Source organism: Pseudomonas sp. 3MA1 (genome assembly GCF_029237275.1).
Taxonomy (GTDB): Bacteria; Pseudomonadota; Gammaproteobacteria; order Pseudomonadales; family Pseudomonadaceae; genus Aquipseudomonas; species Aquipseudomonas fluorescens_AP.
On record NZ_JAACFX010000004.1, the window covers coordinates 1 to 24,215 of the forward strand.

Annotated in this window: 22 protein-coding genes; 16 read left to right on the forward strand and 6 right to left on the reverse strand. The window is 63.9% G+C overall.

Annotated elements, in window-relative coordinates; genetic code table 11:
* Nucleotides 1–337: 337 nt before the first annotated feature.
* Both GWQ44_RS12580 and GWQ44_RS12585 read right to left on the reverse strand, forming a co-directional pair.
* The gene (locus tag GWQ44_RS12580) at nt 338–1,831 is read right to left on the reverse strand and encodes a CoA-acylating methylmalonate-semialdehyde dehydrogenase (protein WP_016968694.1); all 1,494 of its coding nucleotides are present in this window, start codon (nt 1,829–1,831) and stop codon (nt 338–340) included.
* Between the two features lie 74 nt (nt 1,832–1,905).
* Nucleotides 1,906–3,255 carry an aspartate aminotransferase family protein gene (locus GWQ44_RS12585; RefSeq protein WP_016968695.1) on the reverse strand — a complete coding sequence of 450 codons (1,350 nt, stop codon included), beginning with the start codon at nt 3,253–3,255 and terminating at the stop codon, nt 1,906–1,908.
* A 124-nt stretch (nt 3,256–3,379) separates the two neighbouring features.
* Between GWQ44_RS12585 and GWQ44_RS12590 the strand changes: the two genes are divergently transcribed.
* From GWQ44_RS12590 to GWQ44_RS12620, 7 genes are all read left to right on the forward strand, one after another.
* Nucleotides 3,380–4,300, forward strand: a complete 921-nt coding sequence (locus tag GWQ44_RS12590; protein ID WP_016968696.1) for a LysR family transcriptional regulator — start codon at nt 3,380–3,382, stop codon at nt 4,298–4,300.
* A 130-nt stretch (nt 4,301–4,430) separates the two neighbouring features.
* Nucleotides 4,431–5,825, forward strand: a complete 1,395-nt coding sequence (locus GWQ44_RS12595; RefSeq protein ID WP_275927475.1) for a nucleobase:cation symporter-2 family protein — start codon at nt 4,431–4,433, stop codon at nt 5,823–5,825.
* An 87-nt stretch (nt 5,826–5,912) separates the two neighbouring features.
* A complete protein-coding gene (locus tag GWQ44_RS12600; protein ID WP_016966688.1) occupies nt 5,913–6,581 on the forward strand; it encodes a TetR/AcrR family transcriptional regulator in 669 nt (222 codons plus the stop codon).
* Nucleotides 6,582–6,586: 5 nt separating this feature from the next.
* On the forward strand, nt 6,587–7,168 hold the full coding sequence (locus GWQ44_RS12605; protein ID WP_275927476.1) for a YigZ family protein: 582 nt from the start codon (nt 6,587–6,589) through the stop codon (nt 7,166–7,168).
* A 531-nt stretch (nt 7,169–7,699) separates the two neighbouring features.
* On the forward strand, nt 7,700–9,265 hold the full coding sequence (locus GWQ44_RS12610; RefSeq protein WP_275927477.1) for an ABC transporter ATP-binding protein: 1,566 nt from the start codon (nt 7,700–7,702) through the stop codon (nt 9,263–9,265).
* A gap of 11 nt (nt 9,266–9,276) precedes the next feature.
* Complete coding sequence (locus tag GWQ44_RS12615; RefSeq protein ID WP_275927478.1) at nt 9,277–10,383, forward strand: ABC transporter permease; 1,107 nt, start codon at nt 9,277–9,279, stop codon at nt 10,381–10,383.
* On the forward strand, nt 10,383–11,309 hold the full coding sequence (locus GWQ44_RS12620) for an ABC transporter permease (protein ID WP_275927479.1): 927 nt from the start codon (nt 10,383–10,385) through the stop codon (nt 11,307–11,309). Before GWQ44_RS12615 ends, GWQ44_RS12620 begins: the two co-directional genes overlap by 1 nt.
* On the opposite strand, the gene GWQ44_RS12625 is transcribed toward GWQ44_RS12620, so the two are convergent.
* Entirely contained in the window at nt 11,306–11,743 is a 438-nt protein-coding gene (locus tag GWQ44_RS12625; RefSeq protein ID WP_275927480.1) for a hypothetical protein, read from the reverse strand. The genes GWQ44_RS12620 and GWQ44_RS12625 overlap by 4 nt on opposite strands.
* 185 nt (nt 11,744–11,928) lie before the next feature.
* Between GWQ44_RS12625 and GWQ44_RS12630 the strand changes: the two genes are divergently transcribed.
* The 3 genes from GWQ44_RS12630 (at nt 11,929) to GWQ44_RS12640 (ending at nt 15,297) form a co-directional block, all read left to right on the forward strand.
* Entirely contained in the window at nt 11,929–12,612 is a 684-nt protein-coding gene (locus GWQ44_RS12630; protein WP_016966694.1) for an SDR family oxidoreductase, read from the forward strand.
* A 204-nt stretch (nt 12,613–12,816) separates the two neighbouring features.
* Nucleotides 12,817–14,175, forward strand: coding sequence for an 8-oxoguanine deaminase (locus tag GWQ44_RS12635; protein WP_275927481.1), 1,359 nt, complete (start codon nt 12,817–12,819; stop codon nt 14,173–14,175).
* Nucleotides 14,176–14,289: 114 nt separating this feature from the next.
* A complete protein-coding gene (locus GWQ44_RS12640) occupies nt 14,290–15,297 on the forward strand; it encodes an SUMF1/EgtB/PvdO family nonheme iron enzyme (RefSeq protein ID WP_275927482.1) in 1,008 nt (335 codons plus the stop codon).
* Here GWQ44_RS12640 and GWQ44_RS12645 read toward each other — a convergent pair.
* Nucleotides 15,294–16,382: a calcium:proton antiporter gene (locus GWQ44_RS12645; protein WP_275927483.1), complete on the reverse strand. Its 1,089-nt coding sequence runs from the start codon at nt 16,380–16,382 to the stop codon at nt 15,294–15,296. The genes GWQ44_RS12640 and GWQ44_RS12645 overlap by 4 nt on opposite strands.
* A 326-nt stretch (nt 16,383–16,708) precedes the next feature.
* Here GWQ44_RS12645 and GWQ44_RS12650 point away from each other — a divergent pair, with 326 nt between their 5' ends.
* The 3 genes from GWQ44_RS12650 (at nt 16,709) to GWQ44_RS12660 (ending at nt 19,955) form a co-directional block, all read left to right on the forward strand.
* Complete coding sequence (locus GWQ44_RS12650; protein WP_199011675.1) at nt 16,709–17,791, forward strand: BMP family ABC transporter substrate-binding protein; 1,083 nt, start codon at nt 16,709–16,711, stop codon at nt 17,789–17,791.
* 65 nt (nt 17,792–17,856) lie between these two features.
* Nucleotides 17,857–18,822: a 2-oxoglutarate and iron-dependent oxygenase domain-containing protein gene (locus GWQ44_RS12655; protein ID WP_275927484.1), complete on the forward strand. Its 966-nt coding sequence runs from the start codon at nt 17,857–17,859 to the stop codon at nt 18,820–18,822.
* 179 nt (nt 18,823–19,001) lie between these two features.
* A complete protein-coding gene (locus GWQ44_RS12660; protein WP_016966700.1) occupies nt 19,002–19,955 on the forward strand; it encodes an adenosine deaminase in 954 nt (317 codons plus the stop codon).
* Between the two features lie 61 nt (nt 19,956–20,016).
* Here the strand turns inward: GWQ44_RS12660 and GWQ44_RS12665 are convergent, their stop codons facing one another.
* Together GWQ44_RS12665 and GWQ44_RS12670 are read right to left on the reverse strand one after the other, a co-directional pair.
* Nucleotides 20,017–21,393, reverse strand: coding sequence for an MFS transporter (locus tag GWQ44_RS12665; RefSeq protein WP_275927485.1), 1,377 nt, complete (start codon nt 21,391–21,393; stop codon nt 20,017–20,019).
* Between the two features lie 135 nt (nt 21,394–21,528).
* Nucleotides 21,529–22,437, reverse strand: a complete 909-nt coding sequence (locus tag GWQ44_RS12670; RefSeq protein WP_275927486.1) for a LysR family transcriptional regulator — start codon at nt 22,435–22,437, stop codon at nt 21,529–21,531.
* Between the two features lie 119 nt (nt 22,438–22,556).
* On the opposite strand from GWQ44_RS12670, the gene GWQ44_RS12675 reads away from it, so the two are divergent.
* From GWQ44_RS12675 to GWQ44_RS12685, 3 genes are all read left to right on the forward strand, one after another.
* Complete coding sequence (locus GWQ44_RS12675) at nt 22,557–22,850, forward strand: putative quinol monooxygenase (RefSeq protein WP_016966702.1); 294 nt, start codon at nt 22,557–22,559, stop codon at nt 22,848–22,850.
* A gap of 30 nt (nt 22,851–22,880) precedes the next feature.
* Nucleotides 22,881–23,894, forward strand: coding sequence for a zinc-binding alcohol dehydrogenase family protein (locus GWQ44_RS12680; RefSeq protein ID WP_016966703.1), 1,014 nt, complete (start codon nt 22,881–22,883; stop codon nt 23,892–23,894).
* A gap of 144 nt (nt 23,895–24,038) precedes the next feature.
* On the forward strand, nt 24,039–24,215 hold the full coding sequence (locus GWQ44_RS12685) for a hypothetical protein (protein WP_177435160.1): 177 nt from the start codon (nt 24,039–24,041) through the stop codon (nt 24,213–24,215).

A 24,215-nucleotide genomic window follows, 5' to 3' on the forward strand; every position in this document is an offset into this window, starting at 1 on the left:
TCGTTAGCGGGAGGCGAATTCTACAGCGTTACACGCTGCTGTCAACACCTCTTTTCAACCGCTTTCGACCGAGACGATCGAATCGTTAACAAGGCGACCACACACTGCCTTATCAACTGCTTCTGGCTTCGATGAACTGAAGCGTAACCGCTGCCGAAAACTTAGTAACTCGTTGAATCTCAAGGAGTTTTCCGTTTCGACTGCGCCGGAAGTGGGGCGAATTATAGAGACATATAATTCGCCGTCAACACCTATTTTCATAAATCTGTCATGTCGGTCAGAAAGCCCATAAAAGCAAAGGCCGGCCCATCAGGGCCGGCCTTTGTTGCCTCACTACTTACAAGCTAGGGAAAGCGAACTGCGACGCTTCATGACTGGCGCGCTGCGGCCAGCGCTGAGTAATGGCCTTGCGACGCGTGTAAAAACGCACGCCATCAGGACCATAAGCATGCAGGTCACCAAACAGCGAACGCTTCCAGCCGCCGAAGCTGTGATAGGCCACCGGCACCGGCAGCGGCACGTTGACGCCCACCATGCCCACTTCGATCTCGTCGCAGAACAGACGCGCCGCTTCACCGTCACGGGTAAAGATGCAGGTGCCGTTGCCGTACTCATGATCGTTGATCAGTTGCATGGCCTCTTCCAGGCTGTTGACCCGGACGATGCACAGCACCGGCCCAAAGATCTCTTCCTTATAGATGCGCATCTCTGGAGTGACACGGTCGAACAGACAGCCACCGAGGAAGAAGCCCTCTTCGTGACCGGCCACGCTCAGGCCACGACCGTCCACCACCAGTTGCGCGCCCGCAGCAACACCGTCTTCGACATAGCCACTGACCTTGTCACGCGCCTGCGCGGTAACCAGCGGCCCCATGTCCAGGCCGCAGGAAGTGCCGGCACCAATCTTCAGCGCCTTGATCTGTGGCACCAGCTTGGCAACCAGGGCGTCAGCGACCTGGTCACCCACACACACGGCCACCGAGATCGCCATGCAACGCTCGCCACAGGAACCGTAGGCGGCGCCCATCAGAGCACTGACGGCGTTATCCAGATCGGCATCGGGCATCAGTACCGCGTGGTTCTTCGCCCCGCCCAGTGCCTGGACGCGTTTGCCGCGCTTGGTGCCTTCGGCATAGATGTACTCGGCAATCGGCGTCGACCCGACAAAACTCAGCGCCTTGACTTCCGGCGCCTCGATCAGCGCATCCACTGCAGCCTTGTCACCGTGCACCACGTTCAACACGCCCTTGGGCAGACCGGCTTCATGCAGCAGCTCGGCGATCAACAGGGTGGAACTTGGATCGCGCTCGGACGGCTTGAGGATAAAGCAGTTACCGCAAACGATCGCCAGCGGGTACATCCACAGCGGAACCATGGCCGGGAAGTTGAACGGGGTGATACCCGCCACCACGCCCAGCGGTTGAAAGTCCGACCAGGCATCGATGTTCGGCCCCACGTTACGGCTGTACTCGCCTTTGAGGACTTCCGGCGCGGCACAGGCATATTCGACGTTCTCGATACCGCGCTTCAATTCACCAGCCGCGTCCTCCAGCGTCTTGCCGTGCTCTTCACTGATCAGTTGGGCAATGCGTGCCTCGTTCTGCTCCAACAGTTGCTTGAAGCGGAACATCACCTGGGCGCGCTTGGCCGGTGGCGTATTGCGCCAGGCCGGGAAGGCGGACTTGGCAGAGTCGATGGCTTGCTGGATGGTTTCACGGCTGGCCAACGGCACTTTATGAATCGCCTTGCCAGTGGACGGATTGAACACGTCGCTGCTACGGCCGTTGTCGCTGACCAGTTCGCCGTGGATCAGGTGTTGAATCAAACTCATGCGGGGACTCCTGAAAAAGGGGAAGGCGCAGGCACGAAACGCTTCATGCCTGCTTCTATATAAGAAGGGTCGAATCAGTCGAGCTTGTTCAGCACTTCGCCGACCGCATCGAACAGACGATCAAGGTCTTGCGGCTTGCTGTTGAAGGTTGGGCCGAACTGCAGGGTGTCGCCGCCGAAGCGCACATAGAAACCGGCTTTCCACAAAGCCATTCCGGCCTCGAACGGACGCACAATGGCGTCGCCGTCACGCGGGGCAATCTGGATCGCGCCGGCCAGACCGTAGTTACGGATATCGATCACGTTCTTCGCGCCCTTGATGCCGTGCAGCGCATTCTCGAAGTGCGGAGCCACTTCAGCCACGCTCTGCACCAGGTTTTCCTTCTGCAGCAGATCCAGTGCCGCCAGGCCCGCCGCACAAGCCACCGGGTGCGCCGAGTAGGTGTAGCCGTGAGGGAATTCCACCGCGTACTCGGGAGTCGCCTGATTCATGAAGGTCTGATAGATCTCGGAGCTGGCAATCACCGCGCCCATCGGAATGGCGCCGTTGGTGACCTGCTTGGCTACGCACATCAGGTCCGGAGTCACGCCGAAGCTGTCGGCACCGAACATCGAACCGGTACGGCCAAAGCCGGTGATCACTTCGTCGAACACCAGCAGGATATTGTGCTGGTCGCAGATTTCCCGCAGACGCTTGAGGTAGCCCTGTGGAGGCACCAGCACGCCCGCGGAACCGGCCATCGGCTCGACGAAGACCGCGGCAATGTTGGACGCGTCGTGCAATTCGATCAGTTTCAGCAGTTCGTCGGCCAGGGCGATACCGCCCTGCTCCGGCATGCCCCGGGAAAACGCGTTACTGGCCAACAGGGTGTGCGGCAGATGGTCGACATCCATCATCGCCTGACCGAACAGCTTACGGTTGCCGTTGACCCCGCCCAGGCTGGTGCCAGCGATGTTCACCCCGTGGTAGCCACGGGCACGGCCGATCATCTTGGTCTTGGTCGCCTGGCCTTTCAGGCGCCAGTAGGCACGCACCATCTTCACCGCGGTATCAGCGCACTCGGAGCCGGAATCGGTGAAAAACACGTGGTTCAGGTTGCCCGGAGTCAGGTCAGTGATCTTCTCCGCCAACTTGAACGACAGCGGATGGCCGAACTGGAAGCCTGGCGAGTAATCCAGGGTGCCCAGCTGCTTGGATACCGCTTCCTGAATCTCCTTGCGCGAGTGACCAGCGCCGCAGGTCCACAGACCAGACAGCGAGTCATAGACCTTGCGGCCCTTGTCATCCACCAGCCAGCTGCCTTCGGCGCCGACGATCAGGCGCGGGTCGCGTTGGAAGTTGCGGTTGGCGGTGTAGGGCATCCAGTGAGCGTCAAGCTTGAGCTGACTGGCCAGGGACTGAGGAGCGGTTTCCGGCATGTTCATGAGCAAAACCTCGCAAGGCAATGAAGCGGCGTAGGAACAAAAGCGTTGTTGCGACTAAGTTGCCACGGCTATAAAGTCGGTGAAATCCAACTTTAATAACCTTCAGTCTGGCCCCCACTAAACTATGAGCAGCCGTCGAGCCGACCCGCTGGCACAAGTCAGCGACTTTGATATCCGCCTGCTACGGATCTTTCGCAGCGTGGTGGAATGCGGCGGCTTCTCGGCCGCGGAAACCGTACTCGGCATCGGCCGCTCGGCCATCAGCCAACAGATGAGCGACCTGGAGCAGCGCGTCGGCCTGCGCTTGTGCCAACGCGGACGCGCCGGTTTTTCCCTGACCGAAGAAGGCCGCGAGGTCTATCAGTCGACCCTGCAACTGCTCAGCGCCCTGGAAAGCTTTCGCACCGAGGTCAACGGCCTGCACCACCATCTGCGGGGCGAATTGATCATCGGTCTCACCGACAACCTGGTGACCCTGCCCCACATGCGCATCACCCACGCCCTGGCGCAATTGAAGGAGCGCGGGCCGGATGTGCAGATCCAGATCCGCATGATCGCCCCCAGCGAAGTCGAGCAAGGGGTACTCGACGGCCGCCTGCACGTCGGCGTCGTGCCCCAGGCCAGCGCCCTGTCCGGACTGGAGTATCAACCGCTGTATGACGAGCGCTCGTTGCTGTACTGCGCGGTGGGCCACCCGCTGTTCTATGTCGACGACAAGCAACTGGACGATCAGCGTCTCAACGACCAGGACGCCATCGCCCCGACCTTCCGCCTGCCAGCGGAGATCCAGGCCCAGTATCAGGCGCTGAACTGCACCGCCAGCGCCTCCGACCGCGAAGGCATGGCCTTCCTGATCCTCACCGGACGCTACATCGGCTACCTGCCCGACCACTACGCCGCGCTCTGGGTGCAACAGGGCCGCTTGCGCGCCCTCAAGCCCAAGTCGCGCTTCTATGACCTGAGCCTGTCTTCGGTCACGCGCAAGGGGCGGCGCCCCCACTTGGTGCTGGAGAGCTTTCTGGAGAGCCTGGCGGCGACCCGCTGAACAGCCGTCAGGCCCTGGCAAAGCCCCGAGTTAAAAGGCCCGGAGCAATATTCGCGAGAATAAACTGATCACTTGGACAGCTTTTTGCACAGGCCAGGGTATCCAGAACCCTCAGCCCGAGTTCCCTGCCATGTCGTCCGCCCCTTCGCGCCCCACTGAACTGATCTACGGCCTCAACGACCGCCCGCGTCCCCTGGCCGCGCTGCTGGCCGCCCTGCAGCATGTGCTGGCCAGTTTTGTCGGCATCATTACCCCGCCACTGATCATCGGCTCGGCCCTGGGCCTGTCGAACCACCTGCCCTACCTGATCAGCATGGCGCTGATGGTGTCCGGGGTCGGCACCTTTATCCAGGCGCGTCGCCCCTGGGGCATCGGCGCCGGGATGATCTGCCTGCAAGGCACCAGTTTCGCCTTCCTGGGGGCGGTGTTGGCGGCGGGGTTCCTGGTCAAGCAAAGGGGCGGCAGCCCGGAAGACATCCTGGCGATGATCTTCGGTGTGTGCTTCTTCGGCGCCCTGGTGCAGATCGTCCTCAGCCGCTTTATCGGGCAACTGCGCAGAGTCATCACCCCGCTGGTCACCGGCATCGTCATCACCCTGATCGGCATCAGCCTGATCAAGGTCGGCATCACCGATCTGGGAGGCGGCTTCAATGCGCCGGACTTCGGCGCCCCGGGCAATCTCGGCCTGGGCCTGCTGGTGCTGCTGAGCATCATTGTGCTCAACCGCAGTGACACCCCGTGGATCCGCCTCAGCGCCATCATCATCGGCCTGGCCCTGGGCAGCCTGGTGGCCTGGCTCAGCGGCAAGCTGGTGCCCCAGCCCCTGCCCGACCTGCCGTTGATCAGCCTGCCGCAACCCTTCAAGTACGGTTTCAGTTTCGACTGGAGCGCCTTTGTCCCCGTGGCCCTGATCTACCTGATCAGCACCCTGGAAACCGTCGGCGACCTTACCGCCAACTGCATGCTGGCGCGCCAGCCTATCAGCGGCCCTTCCTATATAAGCCGGCTCAAGGGCGGGGTCCTGGGGGACGGCGTCAGTTGCCTGATCGCCGCCAGCTTCAGCGCCTTTCCCAACACCACCTTCGCCCAGAACAACGAGGTGATTCAGCTGACCGGCGTGGCCAGCCGCTTCGTCGGCCTGTACATCGGCCTGATCCTGTTTTGCCTGGGCCTGTTCCCCCTGATCGGCGCATTGCTGCAACAGATCCCCAAACCGGTGCTCGGTGGCGCGACCCTGGTGATGTTCGGCAGTGTCGCCGCCGCCGGGGTGCGCATTCTCGCCCAGGCGCCCCTGGACCGGCGCAGCATGCTGATCATCGCCACCTCCTTCGGCGTCGGCCTGGGCATCGCCGCACAACCTAACCTGCTGCACCAGTTGCCCCAGGTGGTGCAGACCCTGTTCGACTCGGCGATCACCAGCGGCGGCCTCACCGCCCTGCTCATGTGCCTGCTGCTGCCGGAGGGCAAAAGCCTGCCGAACGACATAAATCCGGCGCCGGAAAAACCCGGCCTGGAGGCCCACTGAAGCTTTTGTCGCGCCAAGGCTTGTCTGATCCACGTGGGTGCGCTATCAACGCACAGGTTGCACCCACAGACTGGCTCGGAAACCCCCATGACCTTTGAAGTCCCCGCCCACAGCACTCCTCACCCAGGCAAACCCGCCAGCCGCATTCGGCAGAAGAATGAAGAGGCCATCATCCAGGCCGCCGAGGACGAGTTCGCCCGTCACGGCTTCAAAGGCACCAGCATGAACACCATCGCGCAGAACGCCGGGCTGCCCAAGGCCAACCTGCACTACTACTTCACCAACAAGCTGGGGCTGTATATCGCGGTGCTGAGCAACATCCTCGAACTCTGGGACAGCACCTTCAACACCCTCACCGCCGAGGACGACCCGGCCGAGGCCCTGACCCGCTACATTCGCGCCAAGATGGAGTTTTCCCGTCGCCAGCCCCAGGCCTCGCGGATCTTCGCCATGGAGATCATCAGCGGCGGCGAATGCCTCAGCGAATACTTCAGCCAGGACTACCGCGCCTGGTTCCAGGGCCGCGCCGCGGTGTTCCAGGCCTGGATCGACGCCGGCAAGATGGACCCGGTCGATCCGGTGCACCTGATCTTCCTGCTCTGGGGCAGCACCCAGCACTACGCCGACTTCGCCACCCAGATCTGCCGCGTCACCGGTCGCAGCCGCCTGACCAAGCAGGACTTCGAAGCGGCCGGCAACAACCTGATCCGCATCATTCTCAAAGGCTGTGGCCTGACGCCCGCCCAGAAAGACTGACGCCCATGCCCTTTACCCTGGCCGGCCCGTGCGAATACCGCGAGGAGATTCGCAAAAGCCGCTTCATTACCTTCGCCGCGCCCATCGGCAGCGCGGCCGAGGCCCAAGCCTTCATCCAGCAGCACCGTGACCTCAACGCCTCGCATAACTGCTGGGCATGGAAACTGGGCGACCAGTACCGCAGCAACGACGACGGCGAGCCCGGCGGCACCGCCGGGCGACCGATCCTCGCGGCCATCGAAGCCCAGGACTGCGATCAGGTGGCGGTGCTGGTGATCCGCTGGTACGGCGGCATCCAGTTGGGCACCGGCGGCCTGGCCCGAGCCTATGGCGGCGGCGCCAACAAATGCCTGCAAGGCGCCGAGCGCATTGCCCTGGTCAACCGGGTGCCACTGCGCTGCGCCTGCAGTTTCAGCGAGCTGGCCCTGGTCAAACTGCGCATCGCCGAACTGGGCGGATTACTGGTGGATGAAGCGTTCACCGCCAACGGCGTGGAACTGCAACTGGCCCTGGGCGAAGCGCTGATCGACACCCTGCAACAGCAACTGGCCGACCTCAGCCGCGGACGCATCCTCTTGCAGCGCTGAAAGCACCACGCCGGCCCGAGCGCCTTGTGCATAACCTGGGCGCCCCGGATGCAGTTGCCCACATCTGCTGTGCACCCGACTGTGGATAACCTGAGCACATAGCGCTGTAACCCTTCTGCAACGTGGCTTTGCGGGCGTTGTTCATTTTTTGCCCAAAGGTCCCGGAGCCAGGCTTTTTGTACGCTAAAACAGCCGCTTAGAACGCTTTATCGCGGTTCGGAAACAACCGTCCCCGGCTTATGCCCAAGCCGGCGGCTTGCACACAATTACTGTGGAGCAAGCTGTGGATAACCCGTGCAAGGCTGCTCCAGCCCCTGACGCCACAGGGCCTGCAGGCAACTGATCATTTTTCGCTCACCCGCCAGCGGACAAAAAAGGAGCCATTTCAAGCACTTTGCCCCGAACTGGTGCTCGCCCAGGGGCTGGGCTTATCGCCCAAGGTGCACGCCTGGGCGTCCTCCAGGTTTTTCTGACCCCCTGGCCAGGAAATTGCTTTATCCACAGGCACACCGCCCAGCCGTCGAGCCAGCCATGCCCAATTCCGCCGCGCCCCTTGGACCCACACCGCGCCTGCAACTGCGCCAGATCAGCAAAGGCTACCCCGGTTGCCTGGCCAACGACGCCATCGACCTGAGCATCGCCCCCGGGGAAATCCATGCCTTGCTGGGGGAGAACGGCGCCGGCAAAAGCACCTTGATGAAGATCATCTACGGGGTGATCCAGGCCGATTCCGGGGAACTGCTCTGGCAAGGGCGCCGTCAGTCCATCGCGAGTCCGGCCCAGGCCCGCCGCCTGGGGATCGGCATGGTGTTCCAGCATTTCTCCTTGTTCGAAACCCTCAGCGTGGCGCAGAACATCGCCCTGGCCATGGGCCGCGGCGAAGGCACGCCGAGCCAGCTGGAAGGCAGGATCCGCGAGGTTTCCCAACGCTACGGCATGCCCCTGGAACCCCAGCGTCTGGTGCACAGCCTGTCCATCGGCGAGCGCCAGCGGGTGGAGATCGTGCGCTGCCTGATGCAGGACATCCGTCTGCTGATCCTCGACGAACCGACCTCGGTCCTGACGCCCCGGGAGGCCGAGGATCTGTTCATGACCCTGCGCCGGCTGGCCGCCGAAGGCTGCAGCATCCTGTTCATCAGCCACAAGCTCGCCGAGGTGCGCGCCCTGTGCCACAGCGCCACCGTGCTGCGCGCAGGCCGGGTGGCCGGGCACTGCATTCCCGCGCAATGCTCGGACCCGCAACTGGCGCATCTGATGGTGGGCGACGCAGCGGCGATGATCACCGACCACCGCAAAGCTCGCGGCGGCCATGATTTTCTGCGCATCGACCACCTCAGCTGGCACAGCCCCGACCCGTTCGGCTGCTCCCTCCAGGCCATCGACCTGACCTTGCGCAGCGGCGAGATCGTCGGCATCGCCGGGGTCGCCGGCAACGGCCAGGACGAGCTGCTGGCCCTGCTCAGCGGCGAGCAGCGCCTGGCACCCGGCGAGGCTCGACGCATCAGTTTTGCCGGCCAGGCCGTGGGCCATCTGTATCCGGATGCGCGGCGCCGGAAGGGCCTGGCCTTTGTTCCCGCCGAACGCCTGGGACACGGTGCCGTGCCGGAGCTGAGCCTGGAAGACAACGCCCTGCTCAGCGCCTTTGGGCAGGGACTGGTGCGCCACGGCCTGATTCGACGATCCAGGGTCCGGGCCCTGGCCGAGCAGATCATCCAGCGCTTCGGGGTCAAGACCGGCGACGCGCAAAGCCCGGCCCGCAGCCTGTCCGGCGGCAACCTGCAGAAATTCATCCTCGGCCGCGAAATCCTCCAGCAACCACGCCTGCTGATCGCCGCGCACCCGACCTGGGGTGTGGATGTAGGCGCGGCGGCCAGCATTCACCAGGCACTGATCGCCCTGCGCGACGCCGGTGCGGCGATCCTGGTGATCTCCGAAGACCTGGATGAACTGCTGCAGATCAGCGATCGGATCGGCGCCCTGTGCGGCGGTCGTCTGTCGGTGTTGAAGGACTGCGCGGACACCTCACTGGTGGAAATCGGCGGCTGGATGGCCGGCGATTTCACCCCATCCCCTTGCGCCCCCGCCTTGGCGCTGTAACGGAGTCGTCCATGCTGCTTTCACTCGAACCCCGCGGACGGCAATCGCGCCTGATGCTTGTCTGCTCGCCCCTGCTGGCCGCGCTGCTGACCCTGGGCTGTGGCGCCCTGCTGTTCATGGCCCTGGGACAGGACCCGATACTGACCTTGCACACCTTGCTGATCGCCCCGATCAGCGACCTGTATGGGCTCTCCGAATGGCTGGTCAAGGCACTGCCGATCCTGCTCTGCGCCCTGGGCCTGGCCGTGGCCTACCGGGCCCGCATCTGGAACATCGGCGCCGAAGGCCAACTGCTGCTCGGGGCCCTGGCCGGCAGTGCCCTGGCGGTCAACCTGATCGAGCTGCACAGCCGTTGGGCGCTGGTGCTGATCCTGCTCACCGGCACCCTGGCCGGGGCCGCCTGGGCCGGGCTCACCGCCTGGTTGCGCACGCGCTTCAACGCCAATGAAATCCTCACCAGCATCATGCTCAACTACATCGCCCTGAACCTTTTGCTGTATGGCGTGCACGGCCCGTTGAAGGACCCTGCCGGGTTCAACTTTCCCGAGTCGGCGATGTTCGGCGACGCCAGCCGCCTGCCGCTGCTGATGGAAGACGGCCGGGTCCACGCCGGGGTGTATTTCGCCCTGCTGGCCCTGGTGGCGGTCTGGGTGCTGCTGCAGAAAAGCTTTGTCGGTTTCCAGATCAAGGTGCTGGGCCTGGATGCGCGCGCCGCCGGTTTCGTCGGTTTTCGCCACAAGCGCCTGATCTGGCTGGTGCTGTTGATCAGCGGCGCCCTGGCCGGGTTGGCCGGGGTCTGCGAAGTCAGCGGCCCCATCGGCCAGCTGGTGCCGCAAGTCTCCCCCGGCTATGGCTATGCGGCGATCACCGTGGCCTTCCTCGGGCGCCTGAACCCGGTCGGCATCCTGTTCTCCAGCCTGCTCATGGCGCTGCTGTACATCGGTGGCGAAAGCGCGCAGATGACCCTCAACCTGCCCCAGGCCATCACCCAGCTGTTCCAGGGCATGATGCTGTTCTTCCTCCTGGCCTGCGACGTACTGATCCTCTACCGGCCGCGCCTGAACCTGCGCTGGGCACGCCGCGACACGCCCCTCAGCGCAACCGCCGGAGCCATGTAATGGACATCGATCTGCTGAGCAACATCCTCTACGCCATGGTCCGCTGCGGCACGCCCCTGCTGCTGGTGGCCCTGGGGGAACTGATCTGTGAAAAAAGCGGGGTTCTCAACCTCGGCCAGGAGGGCATGATGCTGTTCGGCGCGGTGGTGGGGTTTATCGTCGCCCTCAACAGCGGGCAACTGTGGCTCGGGGTGCTGCTGGCGATGGCGGCGGGCATGCTGCTGTCGGCGCTGTTCGCCCTGGTGGCCCTGGTGTTCAACGCCAATCAGGTGGCCACCGGACTGGCCCTGAGCATTTTCGGCGTCGGCCTGTCGAGCTTTGTCGGCGCGGCCTGGGTCGGCAAGCCCCTGGTCGGATTCGAGCCTCTGGCACTGCCGTTGCTCAGCGAGATCCCGCTGATCGGCCGCATGCTGTTCGCCCAGGATCCGCTGGTGTACCTGTCCTTCGTCCTGTTCGCCCTGGTGGCCTGGGTCATCCTCAAGAGCCGGGTCGGCCTGATCATCCAGGCCGTCGGCGAAAACCCCGACGCCGCCAGTGCCATGGGCCTGCCGGTGCTGCGGGTGCGCACGCTCGCGGTGCTGTTCGGCGGCGCCATGGCCGGGCTGGCCGGGGCCTACCTGTCACTGGCCTATACGCCGATGTGGGCCGAGAACATGAGCGCCGGGCGTGGCTGGATCGCCCTGGCCCTGGTGGTGTTCGCCAGCTGGCGCGTGTGGCGCCTGTTGCTCGGCGCCTACCTGTTCGGCCTGGCCAGCATCCTGCACCTGGTGGCCCAGGGCCTGGGACTGGCGATTCCGGCCAACCTGCTGGCCATGCTGCCCTATGCCGCGACCATCCTGGTGCTGGTGCTGCTGTCCCGGGACGCCTTGCGCACGCGCCTGTACGCACCGGTGTCCCTGGGCCAGCCATGGCAGGCGGGGCATTAAATGAGCGGCGCACGCCCGGCCGGAGCCAACTTGCCGACGCCGTCTTTGAGCGGCAGCAACTGCGCCACGCACCAGGCCAGCTCGAACAACAGGATCACCCCGATCAACGCGGTGGCGCCGTGCACCAGGGCATAAAACTGCCAGCTGGCGAAAAGAATGCGTGCCACCGCATCATAACGGCCAAACGCCGGCTGCGGATCGCGAATCCGCAGCACCGCCCACACGCAGACAATCGAGCCCATCAGGTTGGCCATCAACAGGTGTGTCGGCTCGAAAGGCGGCAGGCTGCCCGCCAGGTGCAAGGCCTGGGCCGTGTCCTGCAGCAACCCGTGCAGAGCCAGGAAACTCCAGGGGGTGACAAAGGCCAGGGTTACCAGCAAGTCATACCAGCCGCTGGCCCGGACCAAGGTCCGATACTGCTCAGTCGTCCACATAGATGTCGCTCCATCGATTCAAGGAGCGCGCAGGCTAAAGCCTGGAGTATGCTCCAGGGTCAAGCCCTTTCGAGCCCCATGCATGCGCATCGGAGAACCGGGCCAGTTGCGCCGCGAGCTGCAACTGCGGCTGGGACAAGCCTGTCCATCGAATCCGTGATCCTCATTTCTCAAGGAACCTCCTCATGTCCACGGCAAAAACCGCTCTGATCATTGGCGCTTCCCGGGGCCTGGGCCTCGGCCTGGTCCAGCGCCTGCTCGAAGACGGCTGGCAGGTCACCGCCACCGTGCGCAACCCGCACAAGGCCGAAGCCCTGCAAGCCCTGGGCAAGGTGCAGATCGAACAGCTGGACATGGACGATCAGCAAGCGGTGATCGCCCTCAGCCACAAGCTCAAGGATCAGGTGTTCGACCTGCTGTTCGTCAATGCCGGGGTCAAGGGCCCGGACAACCAGCTGCCGGGCCACGCGACCCTGGCCGAAGTCGGCCAGCTGTTCTTCACCAACGCCGTGGCGCCGATCAACCTGGCCCAGCGTTTTGTCGGGCAGATCCGCAAGGACAGCGGCGTGCTGGCGTTCATGAGTTCGGTGCTGGGCAGCGTGACCATGCCGGACGCTCCAGAGCTGGCGCTGTACAAGGCCAGCAAGGCGGCGCTGAACTCCATGACCAACAGCTTCGTGAGCCAGCTGCAACAGAAGCTGACCGTGCTCTCGCTGCACCCGGGCTGGGTGAAGACCGACATGGGCGGCGAAGGCGCCGACATCGACGTGCAAACCAGCACCCGCGGGCTGATCGCCCAGGTCAATGCCTACACCGGCAAGGGCGGGCATCACTTCGTCAACTACAAGGGCGAAACCATCCCCTGGTAAGCCCGCAACCTCTGCAACCAGTGCCCCGGGCAGCGCTTGCAGCGCGCGGCCAAGGCTCTGCAACGGGGGGCAAACCGCAAGTTTTGTCCCCCGGCAAATCTTTCGCTAGACTGCGCACCTCGCCCCTGGCGGCGACCCTGGATCAGCAGACAGGGCAACACTGAGCTGGCTAACCTGAACCCACTTTCAGAGGAGCCGGCCACCATGCCTGCGACCCGTACCTGGTTAAAAAATCCCCTGGCCATCTTCACCGGCAATGCCCTCGACGCCCGTGGCGGCCTGGTCGTGCAAGAAGGTCTGATCGTTGAAGTCCTGGGCCTCGGCCAACAGCCCGCAAGCCCTTGCCAACTGGTCTTCGACGCCCGCGAGCACGTACTGCTGCCGGGCCTGATCAACACCCACCATCACTTCTATCAAACCCTGACCCGCGCCTGGGCGCCGGTGGTCAACCAGCCACTGTTCCCCTGGCTCAAGACCCTGTACCCGGTGTGGGCGCGGCTGACCCCGGAAAAACTCGCCCTGGCCACCAAAGTGGCCCTGGCCGAATTGCTGCTGTCGGGTTGCACCACCGCCGCCGACCATCACTACCTGTTCCCCGACGGCCTGGAAAACGCCATCGACGTGCAGGTCGAAAGCGTACGTGAACTGGGCATGCGCGCCATGCTCACCCGCGGCTCCATGAGCCTTGGCGAAAAGGACGGCGGCCTGCCACCGCAACAGACCGTGCAGGAAGGCCAGGTGATTCTCGACGACAGTCAGCGCCTGATTCACCAGTACCACGAGCGCGGCGACGGCGCGCAGATCCAGATCGCCCTGGCACCGTGCTCGCCGTTTTCGGTGACTCCGGAAATCATGTCGGCCAGCGCCGAACTGGCCAACGGGCTCGATGTGCGCCTGCACACGCACCTCGCCGAGACCCTCGACGAAGAAGACTTCTGCCTGCAGCGTTTCGGCCTGCGCACCGTGGATTACCTGGACAGCGTCGGCTGGCTCGGCCCACGCACCTGGCTGGCCCACGGCATCCACTTCAACCCGGATGAAATCGCCCGCCTGGGTGCGGCCGGCACCGGCATCTGCCATTGCCCGAGTTCGAACATGCGCCTGGCGTCCGGCATCTGCCCCAGCATCGAGCTGACCGATGCGGGCGCGCCCCTGGGCTTGGGGGTGGACGGTTCGGCGTCCAACGATGCGTCGAACATGATCCTCGAAGCGCGCCAGGCGCTGTACATCCAGCGCCTGCGTTACGGCGCCGAGAAGATCACCCCGGAGCGGGTCCTGGGCTGGGCCACCCGGGGTTCGGCGAGCCTGTTGGGGCGCACCGACATCGGTGAGCTGGCGCTGGGCAAGCAGGCGGATCTGGCGTTGTTCAAGCTCGATGAGCTGCGCTTCTCGGGCAGCCATGATCCGGTTTCAGCGCTGCTGTTGTGCGGCGCGGATCGGGCGGACCGGGTCATGATCGGCGGCAAGTGGCGGGTGATTGATGGCCAGGTCGAAGGGCTGGACCTGAAAAACCTGATCGCCGATCACAGCCAGGCGGCCCGGCAACTGATTGCCGGCACCTGATCGTTGACTCCAACGGCGAGGGAGCACATCCCTCGCCTGCGCGTTGAGCGCAATCGGCTCAAGGAAACATGTTAGTTTCCCACCCCCTCCAACGAGCCGTTAAAAGGACATTACGTGAAACAAAAGCACGGACTGGCGCTCTGCGTCGCGCTACTGATTTCGGGCTGTGGGAAACAGGAGGTTGTAGGCCCCGCCAGCAAAGTGCTCTCACCTGAAAAAGTTGCCGACATTGCTTCGACCATCAGCCGCAGATACCCGGACCTGTCCCCGCAAATCCGCGACGCGGTACTCAACACCGTCGTGCGCTCGATGGACAACATGGTGTTGATCGAAGGGGGCGAATTCCAGATGGGCGATTTCGGCTGGCCCCGTGGCTTCGACCCACAGGCCTTGTGCCAATGGCCCTGTGGCGTGGACCCGGCCAACATGGAGCGGATCAGCCTCGACATCGATGACGACTTCGTTCACCCGGTCAAATTGAGCAGCTACTACCTGTCCTCGCTGCAAACCACCTTGGGCGATTTCGATCTGTTCTTCCTGGCCCAAGGCAGGCCGCAATTCGACGCGGCACTGCGCAAACGCGAAGACATGAAACACCTCTACCAGGAAAACCTGCCCGCCCCGGCGTCTCGAAAATGGCAAGAGGCCAAGGATTATTGTGGCTGGCTGGCAGACCTCAGCGGCTATGCCGTGGATCTTCCGACCGAGGCCCAATGGGAATATGCGGCGCGCAACCGTGGCCAGCCGGTGATGTTCGCCACCGACAACGGCAATCTGGACTACGGCCGCAACTTTCCGGCGCCTGACGACAACGAAACCTTCGCCGTGGACAGGTTTGTGCCTAATCCGCTGGGCCTCTACAACCTCACCGGCAATGCCAGCGAATGGGTCAACGACTGGTACGACAAACACTACTACCGCGAATCTCCCGTGGAGAACCCGCAAGGGCCTGAAACAGGCATTTATCGGGCGCGACGGGGTGCCAACAACAAGTTTGCCAACGACCCGACCTTTTCTCCTTCGGCCAGCACCGTGCGCCGTTGGCGTTGGGGCGCACTCGCGGCCTGGAATGCCCCTGGTGTCAGCTTTCGTTGCGCCATCCAGTCAGCCCGGCCGCTTTAAAGACCGAGCAGCGACAGCATGATGAAGGTGGCAAACAGCACAAAGTGAGTCATGCCCTCGATGGCGTTGGTTTCACCGTCATTGAGATTGATCGCGCTGATGATCAAGGTGATGAACACCATCACCGTCTGCACCGGGGTCATGGCCATCTGGAACGGCTGGCCGGTGTACAAGGCCATGGCTTCCATCACCGGCACCGTGAGGATCACCGTCGACAGGGAGGCGCCCAGGGCCACGTTGACCACCGACTGCATGCGGTTGGCCAGGGCCGCGCGCAGGGCGGTGAGAATCTCCGGCGCGGCGGAGATGGCCGCCACCAGGATCGCCGTGATCACCGGCGGCGCCCCCGTGCCTTCCAGGCCCAGATCCAGGGTCTTGGACATCACCTCGGCCAGGGCGCCGATCACCACCACGCCGAACACCAGGATGCCGATGCTCCAGGCCAGGTTGACGGCGTGGGGCTGTTCCTGGGGCTCTTTGCTACGGCGCTTTTCCGGGTAGCTGTAGCTGAAGAAGTAGCTGTGGGGCCCGACCTGCATGCGCAGGAACAGGGTGTAGAGCACCACCATGGCGCCGATGGTGAAGGCCGAGTAGACCTTCCAATCGGCTTCGGGGATGAACTCCGGCACCACCATCGACACGCCCATGGCGGTGAGGATCATCACGCTGTAGGTGCGCGCCGAGTCGTCGTTATAGGGCTGCTCGCCATGCTTGATGCCGCCCATCAGCGCGGCCAGGCCGAGGATGCCGTTGATGTCCAGCATCACCGCCGAATAGATGGTGTCGCGCACCAGGGTCGGCGAGGCTTCGTTGCTCATCATGATGGCCAGGATCACCACCTCCACCAGCACCGCGGCCAGGGTCAGGATCATGGTGCCGTAGGGGTCGCCGACCTTTTCCGCCAGCAGTTCGGCGTGATGGGCAACGCGCATCGAGGCGATGACGATAAAGCCGATCAGCACCAACCCGGCGCCCAGGGCGATGCCTTGGCCGCTATTGAGCAACAGGTGTTCCAGGGGATAGGCGGCCACGGCAGCCAAGAGCGCAAGCAGCAGAAACTGTTCTTGCTTGAGGGAAGTGAGCATTGCAGTCCTTTGACGGGAATAAAAACCAGTACAGGAGATGAGTGAAAGACTGTTTCGAGTCACTAACGTTTCGTTACATGTTAGTGCACCAGCCTCAGGCGCTGCGCACCGGGATGGATCTTGAACAGCCCTTCGCCGGCCAGCCGGCTCCTACACCCGTGCCTGTCGACGCTGGCTTGCCCGCGAACAACGCGCCCCAAAGCCCCCGTAGAAACCGCCTCGCCGGCGCAACCGGCATCTTTGTTGTCCTCTTGGTCAGCTATTTGCATTGCCCTCCAGCGCTTGCCGACCCAGCCAACCCCGACAACAAGATGGAGCTTCAATTCATGCATACACGCCCGTTGCACAAGCTGCTCTGCGCCCTGGCCGCCGCCGTCGGCCTGAGCGCCAGCCTCGCCGCCAGTGCCGCCGATCCGCTGAAGGTCGGCTTCGTCTACATCGGCCCCATTGGTGATCACGGCTGGACCTATCAGCATGAACAGGGACGCAAGGCCCTGGCGGACAAGTTCGGCGAGCAGATCAAGACCAACTACGTCGAGAACGTGGCCGAGGGCGCCGACGCCGAGCGGGTGATTCGCAACATGGCCAAGGACAACTACGACCTGATCTTCACCACCTCCTTCGGCTACATGAACCCCACCCTGAAAGTTGCCAGGCAGTTCCCCAAGGTGACCTTCGAACACGCCACCGGCTACAAGCAGGACAAGAACCTCGGCACCTACCTGGCGCGCACTTACGAGGGGCGCTATGTGGGTGGCTTCCTCGCGGCGAAGATGACCAAGAGCAAGAAGATCGGCTACGTCGCCTCGTTCCCGATCCCGGAAGTGATCCGCGACATCAACGCCATCCAGCTGGCCTTGAACAAATACAACCCGGGCACCGAGATCAAGGTGGTGTGGGTCAACTCCTGGTTTGATCCGGGCAAGGAAGCCGACGCCGCCAATGCCCTGATCGACCAGGGCGCCGACGTGATCTTCCAGCACACCGACAGCCCGGCGCCGATCCAGGCCGCGGAACGCCGTGGCGTCTATGCGGTGGGCTACGCCTCGGACATGGCCCACTTCGGCCCCAAGGCGGTGCTGACTTCCATCGTCAACAACTGGGCCCCGCACTACATCCAGGCCACCCAAGGGGTGCTGGACCACAGCTGGAAATCCCAGGACTACTGGGGCGGTCTGAAAGAGGGTACGGTTGAGCTGCCCCTCAGCGACCTGCTGCCGGCCCCGGTGAAAACCGAAGCCGAGCAGATCATCGCCAGCATCAAGAGCGGCGAGTTCCACCCGTTCACCGGCCCGATCAAGGACCAGGCCGGGGTCGAAAAAATCGCCGCGGGGGTCAGCGCCAGCAACGCCGAACTGGCCTCGATGAACTACTACGTCGAAGGCCTGCGGGCGGACCTCCCGAAATAAGCTGGTCGTCGCTGCCGGAGCATCCGCCAGCGACGACGGACCGCCAACCGGATGGGAGCCTTTTCATGAACCAACTGCCGATCATCGACATCAGCCCGCTGTATCAGGATGAGCAGCCAGGCTGGGACAGCGTCGCCCAGCAGATCGACCGCGCCTGTCGCGAGTGGGGCTTCTTCTACATCAAGGGCCACCCGATCAGCGCGCAACGCATCGAACAATTGCTGGCCATGGCCAAGCACTTCTTCGCCCTGCCCAGCGCCGAGAAACTCAAGATCGACATCACCCAGAGCCGCCACCATCGCGGCTACGGCGCCATCGCCACTGAGCAGCTGGACCCGAGCAAGCCCAGCGACCTCAAGGAAACCTTCGACATGGGCCTGCACCTGCCCGCCGAGCATCCCGAGGTGCTGGCGGACAAGCCCCTGCGCGGCCCCAACCGCCACCCCGACCTGCCCGGCTGGCAGGCCCTGATGGAGCAGCACTACCAGGACATGCAGGCCCTGGCCCAGACCCTGCTGCGGGCCATGACCCTGGCCCTGGGCATCGAGCGCGACTTCTTCGACCGCCGCTTCCACGACCCGGTCAGCGTGCTGCGGCTGATCCACTACCCGCCACGCCACACCGCCAGCAGCGCGGAACAGCAAGGCGCCGGCGCCCATACCGACTATGGCTGCATCACCCTGCTCTACCAGGACGCCGCCGGTGGCTTGCAAGTGCGCAACGTCCAGGGGCAATGGATCGACGCGCCGCCCATTGAAGGCAGCTTCGTGGTCAACCTCGGCGACATGATGGCGCGCTGGAGCAACGACCGTTACATGTCGACTCCGCACCGGGTCATCAGCCCGCTGGGGGTGGACCGCTACTCGATGCCGTTTTTCGCCGAACCGCACCCGGACACCCGCATCGAATGCCTGCCCGGCTGCCAGGACGCGGAGCACCCAGCCAAGTACCCGGTGACCACCTGCGCCCAATTCCTGCTCTCGCGCTTCGCCGATACCTACGCCTATCGCCGCGAGCTGGAACAGGCCTGATCGCCCATTCGGTCAGGTTTTGCCGAACAATGGCGCCGCCAGATGTAGAATGGCGGCTTTTTCGGGCCCGGTGAAAACCTGGCGATCGCCACAACCGCCGCCAGTTCCCCAGAGAAGGGCACGGCCCCGGCAGCGCATCACACTTCGCAGCGCCCGCCTGCACCTGATGAGACAACACCATGTATGACTGGCTGAACGCCTTGCCCAAGGCCGAGTTGCACCTGCACCTGGAAGGTTCCCTGGAACCGGAACTGCTGTTCGCCCTGGCCGAACGCAACAAGATCGCCCTGCCCTGGAGCGATGTCGAAACCCTGCGCAAGGCCTACGCCTTCAACAACCTGCAGGAATTTCTCGACCTGTATTACCAGGGCGCGGACGTGCTGCGCACCTCTCAGGACTTCTACGACCTGACCTGGGCCTACCTGCTGCGCTGCAAAGAGCAGAACGTGATCCACACCGAGCCGTTCTTCGATCCACAGACCCACACCGACCGTGGCATCCCGTTCGAAGTGGTGCTCAACGGCATCGCCGCCGCGCTGAAAGACGGCGAACAGCAACTGGGCATCACCAGCGGCCTGATCCTCAGCTTCTTGCGCCACTTGAGCGAAGAAGAAGCGCAGAAGACCCTCGACCAGGCGCTGCCGTTTCGCGATGCCTTCGTCGCCGTGGGCCTGGACAGCTCGGAAATGGGCCACCCGCCGAGCAAGTTCCAGCGGGTGTTCGACCGCGCCCGCAGCGAAGGCTTCCTCACCGTTGCCCACGCCGGCGAAGAAGGCCCGCCGGAGTACATCTGGGAAGCCCTGGACCTGTTGAAGATCCAGCGCATCGACCACGGCGTGCGCGCCTTCGAAGACGAGCGGCTGATGCAGCGCATCATCGACGAGCAGATCCCGCTGACCGTGTGCCCCTTGTCCAACACCAAGCTCTGCGTGTTCGACCACATGTCCCAGCACAACATCCTGCAAATGCTTGAGCGCGGGGTGAAGGTCACGGTCAACTCCGATGACCCGGCCTACTTCGGCGGCTACGTCACCGAGAACTTCCACGCCCTGTACACCGACCTGGGCATGACCCAGGACCAGGCCCGGCGCCTGGCGCAGAACAGCCTGGATGCGCGACTGGTCAAGCCGTAACGGCCTTCGCCGGCAAGCCGGCTCCTACAGATGCGTGTAGGAGCCGGCTTGCCGGCGAAGCTCAAGCTCCCGCCTCGCTCAAGGCCTCCAGCGTCTTGCCCCGGGTCTCCATCCCGAACAGCCAGACCACCCCCGCCGCCATCACAAAGCACGCCGCCCCCAAGGCAAACACCCCGCCCTGCCCGGTGATGGGAAACACCAGCCCGGTCACCAAAGGCCCCAGCAGCGAACCGATCCGGCCCACGGCCGAAGCAAAGCCTGAACCCGTGGCTCGGGCCGACGTCGGGTACAGCTCGGGTGTATAGGTGTAGAGCACCGCCCACATGCCGAACAGGAAGAACTGCATCAGCAGGCCAGTGCCGATCAGCAGCCCGACGTTGCCGCCAAACACCGCGCTCTGCCCGTAGAAAAACGCCATGATCCCGCCCCCAAGCAGGGTCACGATGCACATCGGCTTGCGTCCCCAGCGCTCCACCAGCCAGGCGGCCATGAGGAACCCGGGAATCCCACCCAGGGAAATCAGCACCGTGTAGTACACCGACTGGGTCACCGCAAAACCGGATGTTTGCAGCAAGGCGCTGAGCCACGAAGTCAGCCCGTAGAAACCCAGCAGGGCGAAGAACCACAGGCTCCAGATCATCATCGTGCGCTGGCGGTACAGGGGCGACCAGATCTGTTTCAGCGCGGAGAAAAAATGCCCCGGCGCACTGTCGATGCGTGGCAGGCGCACCGGCTCCGGCAACGCAGCACCGCCCAGGGAAGCCCGCACCTTGTTCTCGATTTCACCCAGCACGCGGTCGGCATCGGCATGCCGCCCGGCCTGTTCCAGCCAGCGCGGCGACTCGGGAATGAAGAAGCGGATCACCAGCACGAACACCGCCGGAATCGCCAGCACCAGGAAGATGTCGCGCCAGCCGATCAGTGGCAACAGAAAGTACGACAGCACCCCGGCCGCCACGAAACCCAGGGGCCAGAAGCCGTCCATCAGGGCGATGTAGCGCCCACGGCGCTGCGCCGGAATCATCTCCGAAAGCATCGATTGGGCGATGGGAAACTCCATGCCCATGCCGATCCCCAGCAACACCCGGAACAGGGTCAGGCTGTCCACGCTCTGGGCGGTGGAACACAGGTAGCTGGCCACGCCCCAGAGCACGATGCTCCACTGGAACACCGGCTTGCGCCCGAAACGGTCGGCGAGCATGCCCGACAGCGAAGCACCGAGCACCATGCCGAAGAAGCTGGAGCTGGCCAAAAGACCTGCCTGGGCCGAACTCAGGCCGAACTCGGTTTTGATCGAGCCGAGGAGGAAGGTCATCATCGCCAGGTCCATGGAGTCGAAGAAAAACGCCAGGGCGATGATGATGAAGATCACGCGGTGATAACCGCTGATGGGTAATCGTTCCAGGCGCTCAGCGGCGCTGTATCCCTGTATGGCCATGCCCGTTCCCCCGGTTGAATGCTGGACCGCCCGAGTGTGCGGGATCGAGGCCGGGACGGATGGCTGAGGGCGACCTGTTCGCGTCAGGCAGCGACGCCGCAGGCGCGGCGCCGGGGTCAGCAGGCAGGCCCGCGCCTAGGGGCGGCGGGCGCTGATCTGGGCACAACGCTCCTGCAGCAAATCGCGCAGCAGTTTCACCGGTTTGCTCAGGTGCGCGCGATGGGTGCACAGCAGGTTCAGCGACGCGCCTTCGCAGCGCAGCTCCGGCAGCAGGATCTGCAGGCGACCGGCGAGCACATCGCCGGCCACGTCCAGCCAGGACTTGTAGGCAATCCCCTCGCCGGCCACGGCCCAGCGCCGCACCACATCGGCATCGTCGCTCAAGCGGTCGCCACTGACGGTCAGGCTCACCTCGCGCTTGCCGTCAAAAAAGCTCCAGAGGTCGTGGGCCCGGCTGTCGAGCATGTACAACAGGCAGTTGTGCTGGGCCAGTTGTTCCAGCTGGCGCGGCTCGCCGTGCCGGGCCAGGTAGCTGGGAGCGGCGCACAGCACCCGGCAGTTGTCCGGGGCGATCGGCAGCGCCACCAGGCTCGAATCTTCCGGCTCGCCGTAACGCAGGGCGATGTCCACCGGCTGGCGGAACAGGTCGGCGATGCGGTCCCCCAGCAGCAGGCGCACGCTGAGCTTGGGGTAGGCGCGCTGAAACTCGTCGAGCCAGGGCAACAGCAGGTTGCGGCCAAAGTCCGAAGGCGCCGACAGTTGCAACACCCCGCTGACCTGATCCTGGCCGCTGGCCAACAGGCGCCGTCCTTCATCCAGATTGCTCAAGGCGGCGCGGGCGTATTCCAGAAAGCCCTCGCCCTCGGCGGTCAGGCGCAGGCTGCGGGTCGAGCGGGCCAGCAGGCGCGCGCCCAGGTGTTCTTCAATGCGCTTGAGGGCGGCGCTGGCCACCGCAGGCGACAGGTCCATGACCCGGGCCGCCGCCGACAGGCTGCCCAGATCGGCGGCACGCACGAACAACTGCAGGTCATCGAATCGCAGCATGGGTGTATTTCCGGATTATCAAAAAAATATTGAAGGAGACTGCTCTTTTAGCCGGTTTTATCTTCAGGATAAATAGCCAATTATTTGCCCCGTCGCCTGACTCCCCTGAGGTAAACCCCATGTCCCAAGCCTTTACCGCGATTGCGACGCTGATCGCCAAGCCCCAGCAGCAAGACGTTCTCAAGCGCGAACTCAGCGCCCTGGTCCTGCCCAGCCGCGCCGAAGCCGGCTGCCAGTACTACCAGCTGCATGAGGACGCCGCGCAGCCGGGCACCTTCTACGTGCTGGAGCGCTGGGACGATGAAGCCGCCCTGGAGTTTCACAACAACACCGCGCATTTCCAGCACTTCATCGCCCAGACCCGCGAGGCGATCGAACACTTCGAACTCAAGCGCCTGCAACTGATCGTCTGACCCTCTCTCTGCACTCAACAGGAATTCAGCATGAAAGCCATCGCCTACTACGCATCCCTCCCCATCGACGACCCCAAGTCCCTGCAAGACATCGAACTGCCGGAGCCGATCGCCGGCCCCCGCGACCTGCTGGTTCAGGTCAAGGCCATCTCGGTCAACCCGGTGGACACCAAGGTCCGCCAGAACGTCCAGCCCGAAGGCGGCGCGGCCAAGGTGCTGGGCTGGGACGTGGCCGGGGTGGTCAAGGCCGTGGGCAGCGAGGTCAGCCTGTTCAAGGTCGGCGACCGGGTGTTCTACGCCGGCTCCATCGCCCGGGCCGGGGGCAACAGCGAACTGCACACGGTGGATGAACGGATCGTCGGCCATATGCCCAAGAGCCTGGATTTCGCCGCCGCCGCAGCCCTGCCACTGACCGCGATCACCGCCTGGGAGCTGCTGTTCGAACGCCTGCAGATCAGCCAGGAAGCCGCTGACAAGGGCCAGAGCCTGCTGATCGTCGGCGCCGCCGGCGGGGTCGGTTCGATCCTCACCCAACTGGCCCGGCAACTCACCGGCCTCAAGGTGATCGGCAGTGCCTCGCGCGAACAGACCCAGGCCTGGGTCCGCGAGCTGGGCGCCCACGCGGTGGTGGATCACAGCCAGCCCCTGAGCGCCGAGCTCAAGCGCATCGGCATCAATCAGGTGACCCACGTCGCCAGCCTGACCCAGACCGACGCCCACCTCGATGAGTTGGTGGAAGCCCTGGCGCCCCAGGGCAAGCTGGCCTTGATCGACGACCCGAAAAGCCTCGACGTGACCAAGCTCAAGCGCAAGAGCCTGTCGCTGCACTGGGAGTTCATGTACACCCGCTCGCTGTTCGAAACCGCCGACATGCAAGAGCAGCACGTACTGCTCAACAAGGTCGCCGAGCTGATCGATGCTGGCACCTTGAAGACCACGCTGGGCGAGCATTTCGGCCAGATCAACGCGGCCAACCTGCGCCGCGCCCATGCCTTGCTGGAAAGCGGCACGGCCAAGGGCAAGATCGTTCTGGAAGGTTTCTAAGGGCTGAACGCACGGCGGCCATCGCGCACAAAAGCCCGATGGCCGCCGTCAGTCCGAGAGTTGATTTCGGTCATATTTGTGACCGTATTCGGGTCTACACTGCCAACCCTTGCACCGCACTCTTTTAGCGCTAGGAGGTCAGCAATGAAGATCCTGATAAAAGAATTGGCACACCCTCAAGGCTCCCAATGGCAGGTCCGTCTCGACCAGCACGCGGTGACGTTCCGCAGTGAAGCCGAGGCCCGGGCGTTTACCCAGACCCTGCAAGCCCGCTTGCAAGCCCCTCACCAGATTCCCCAAAGTCAGCGCGCCGTCGGCTGA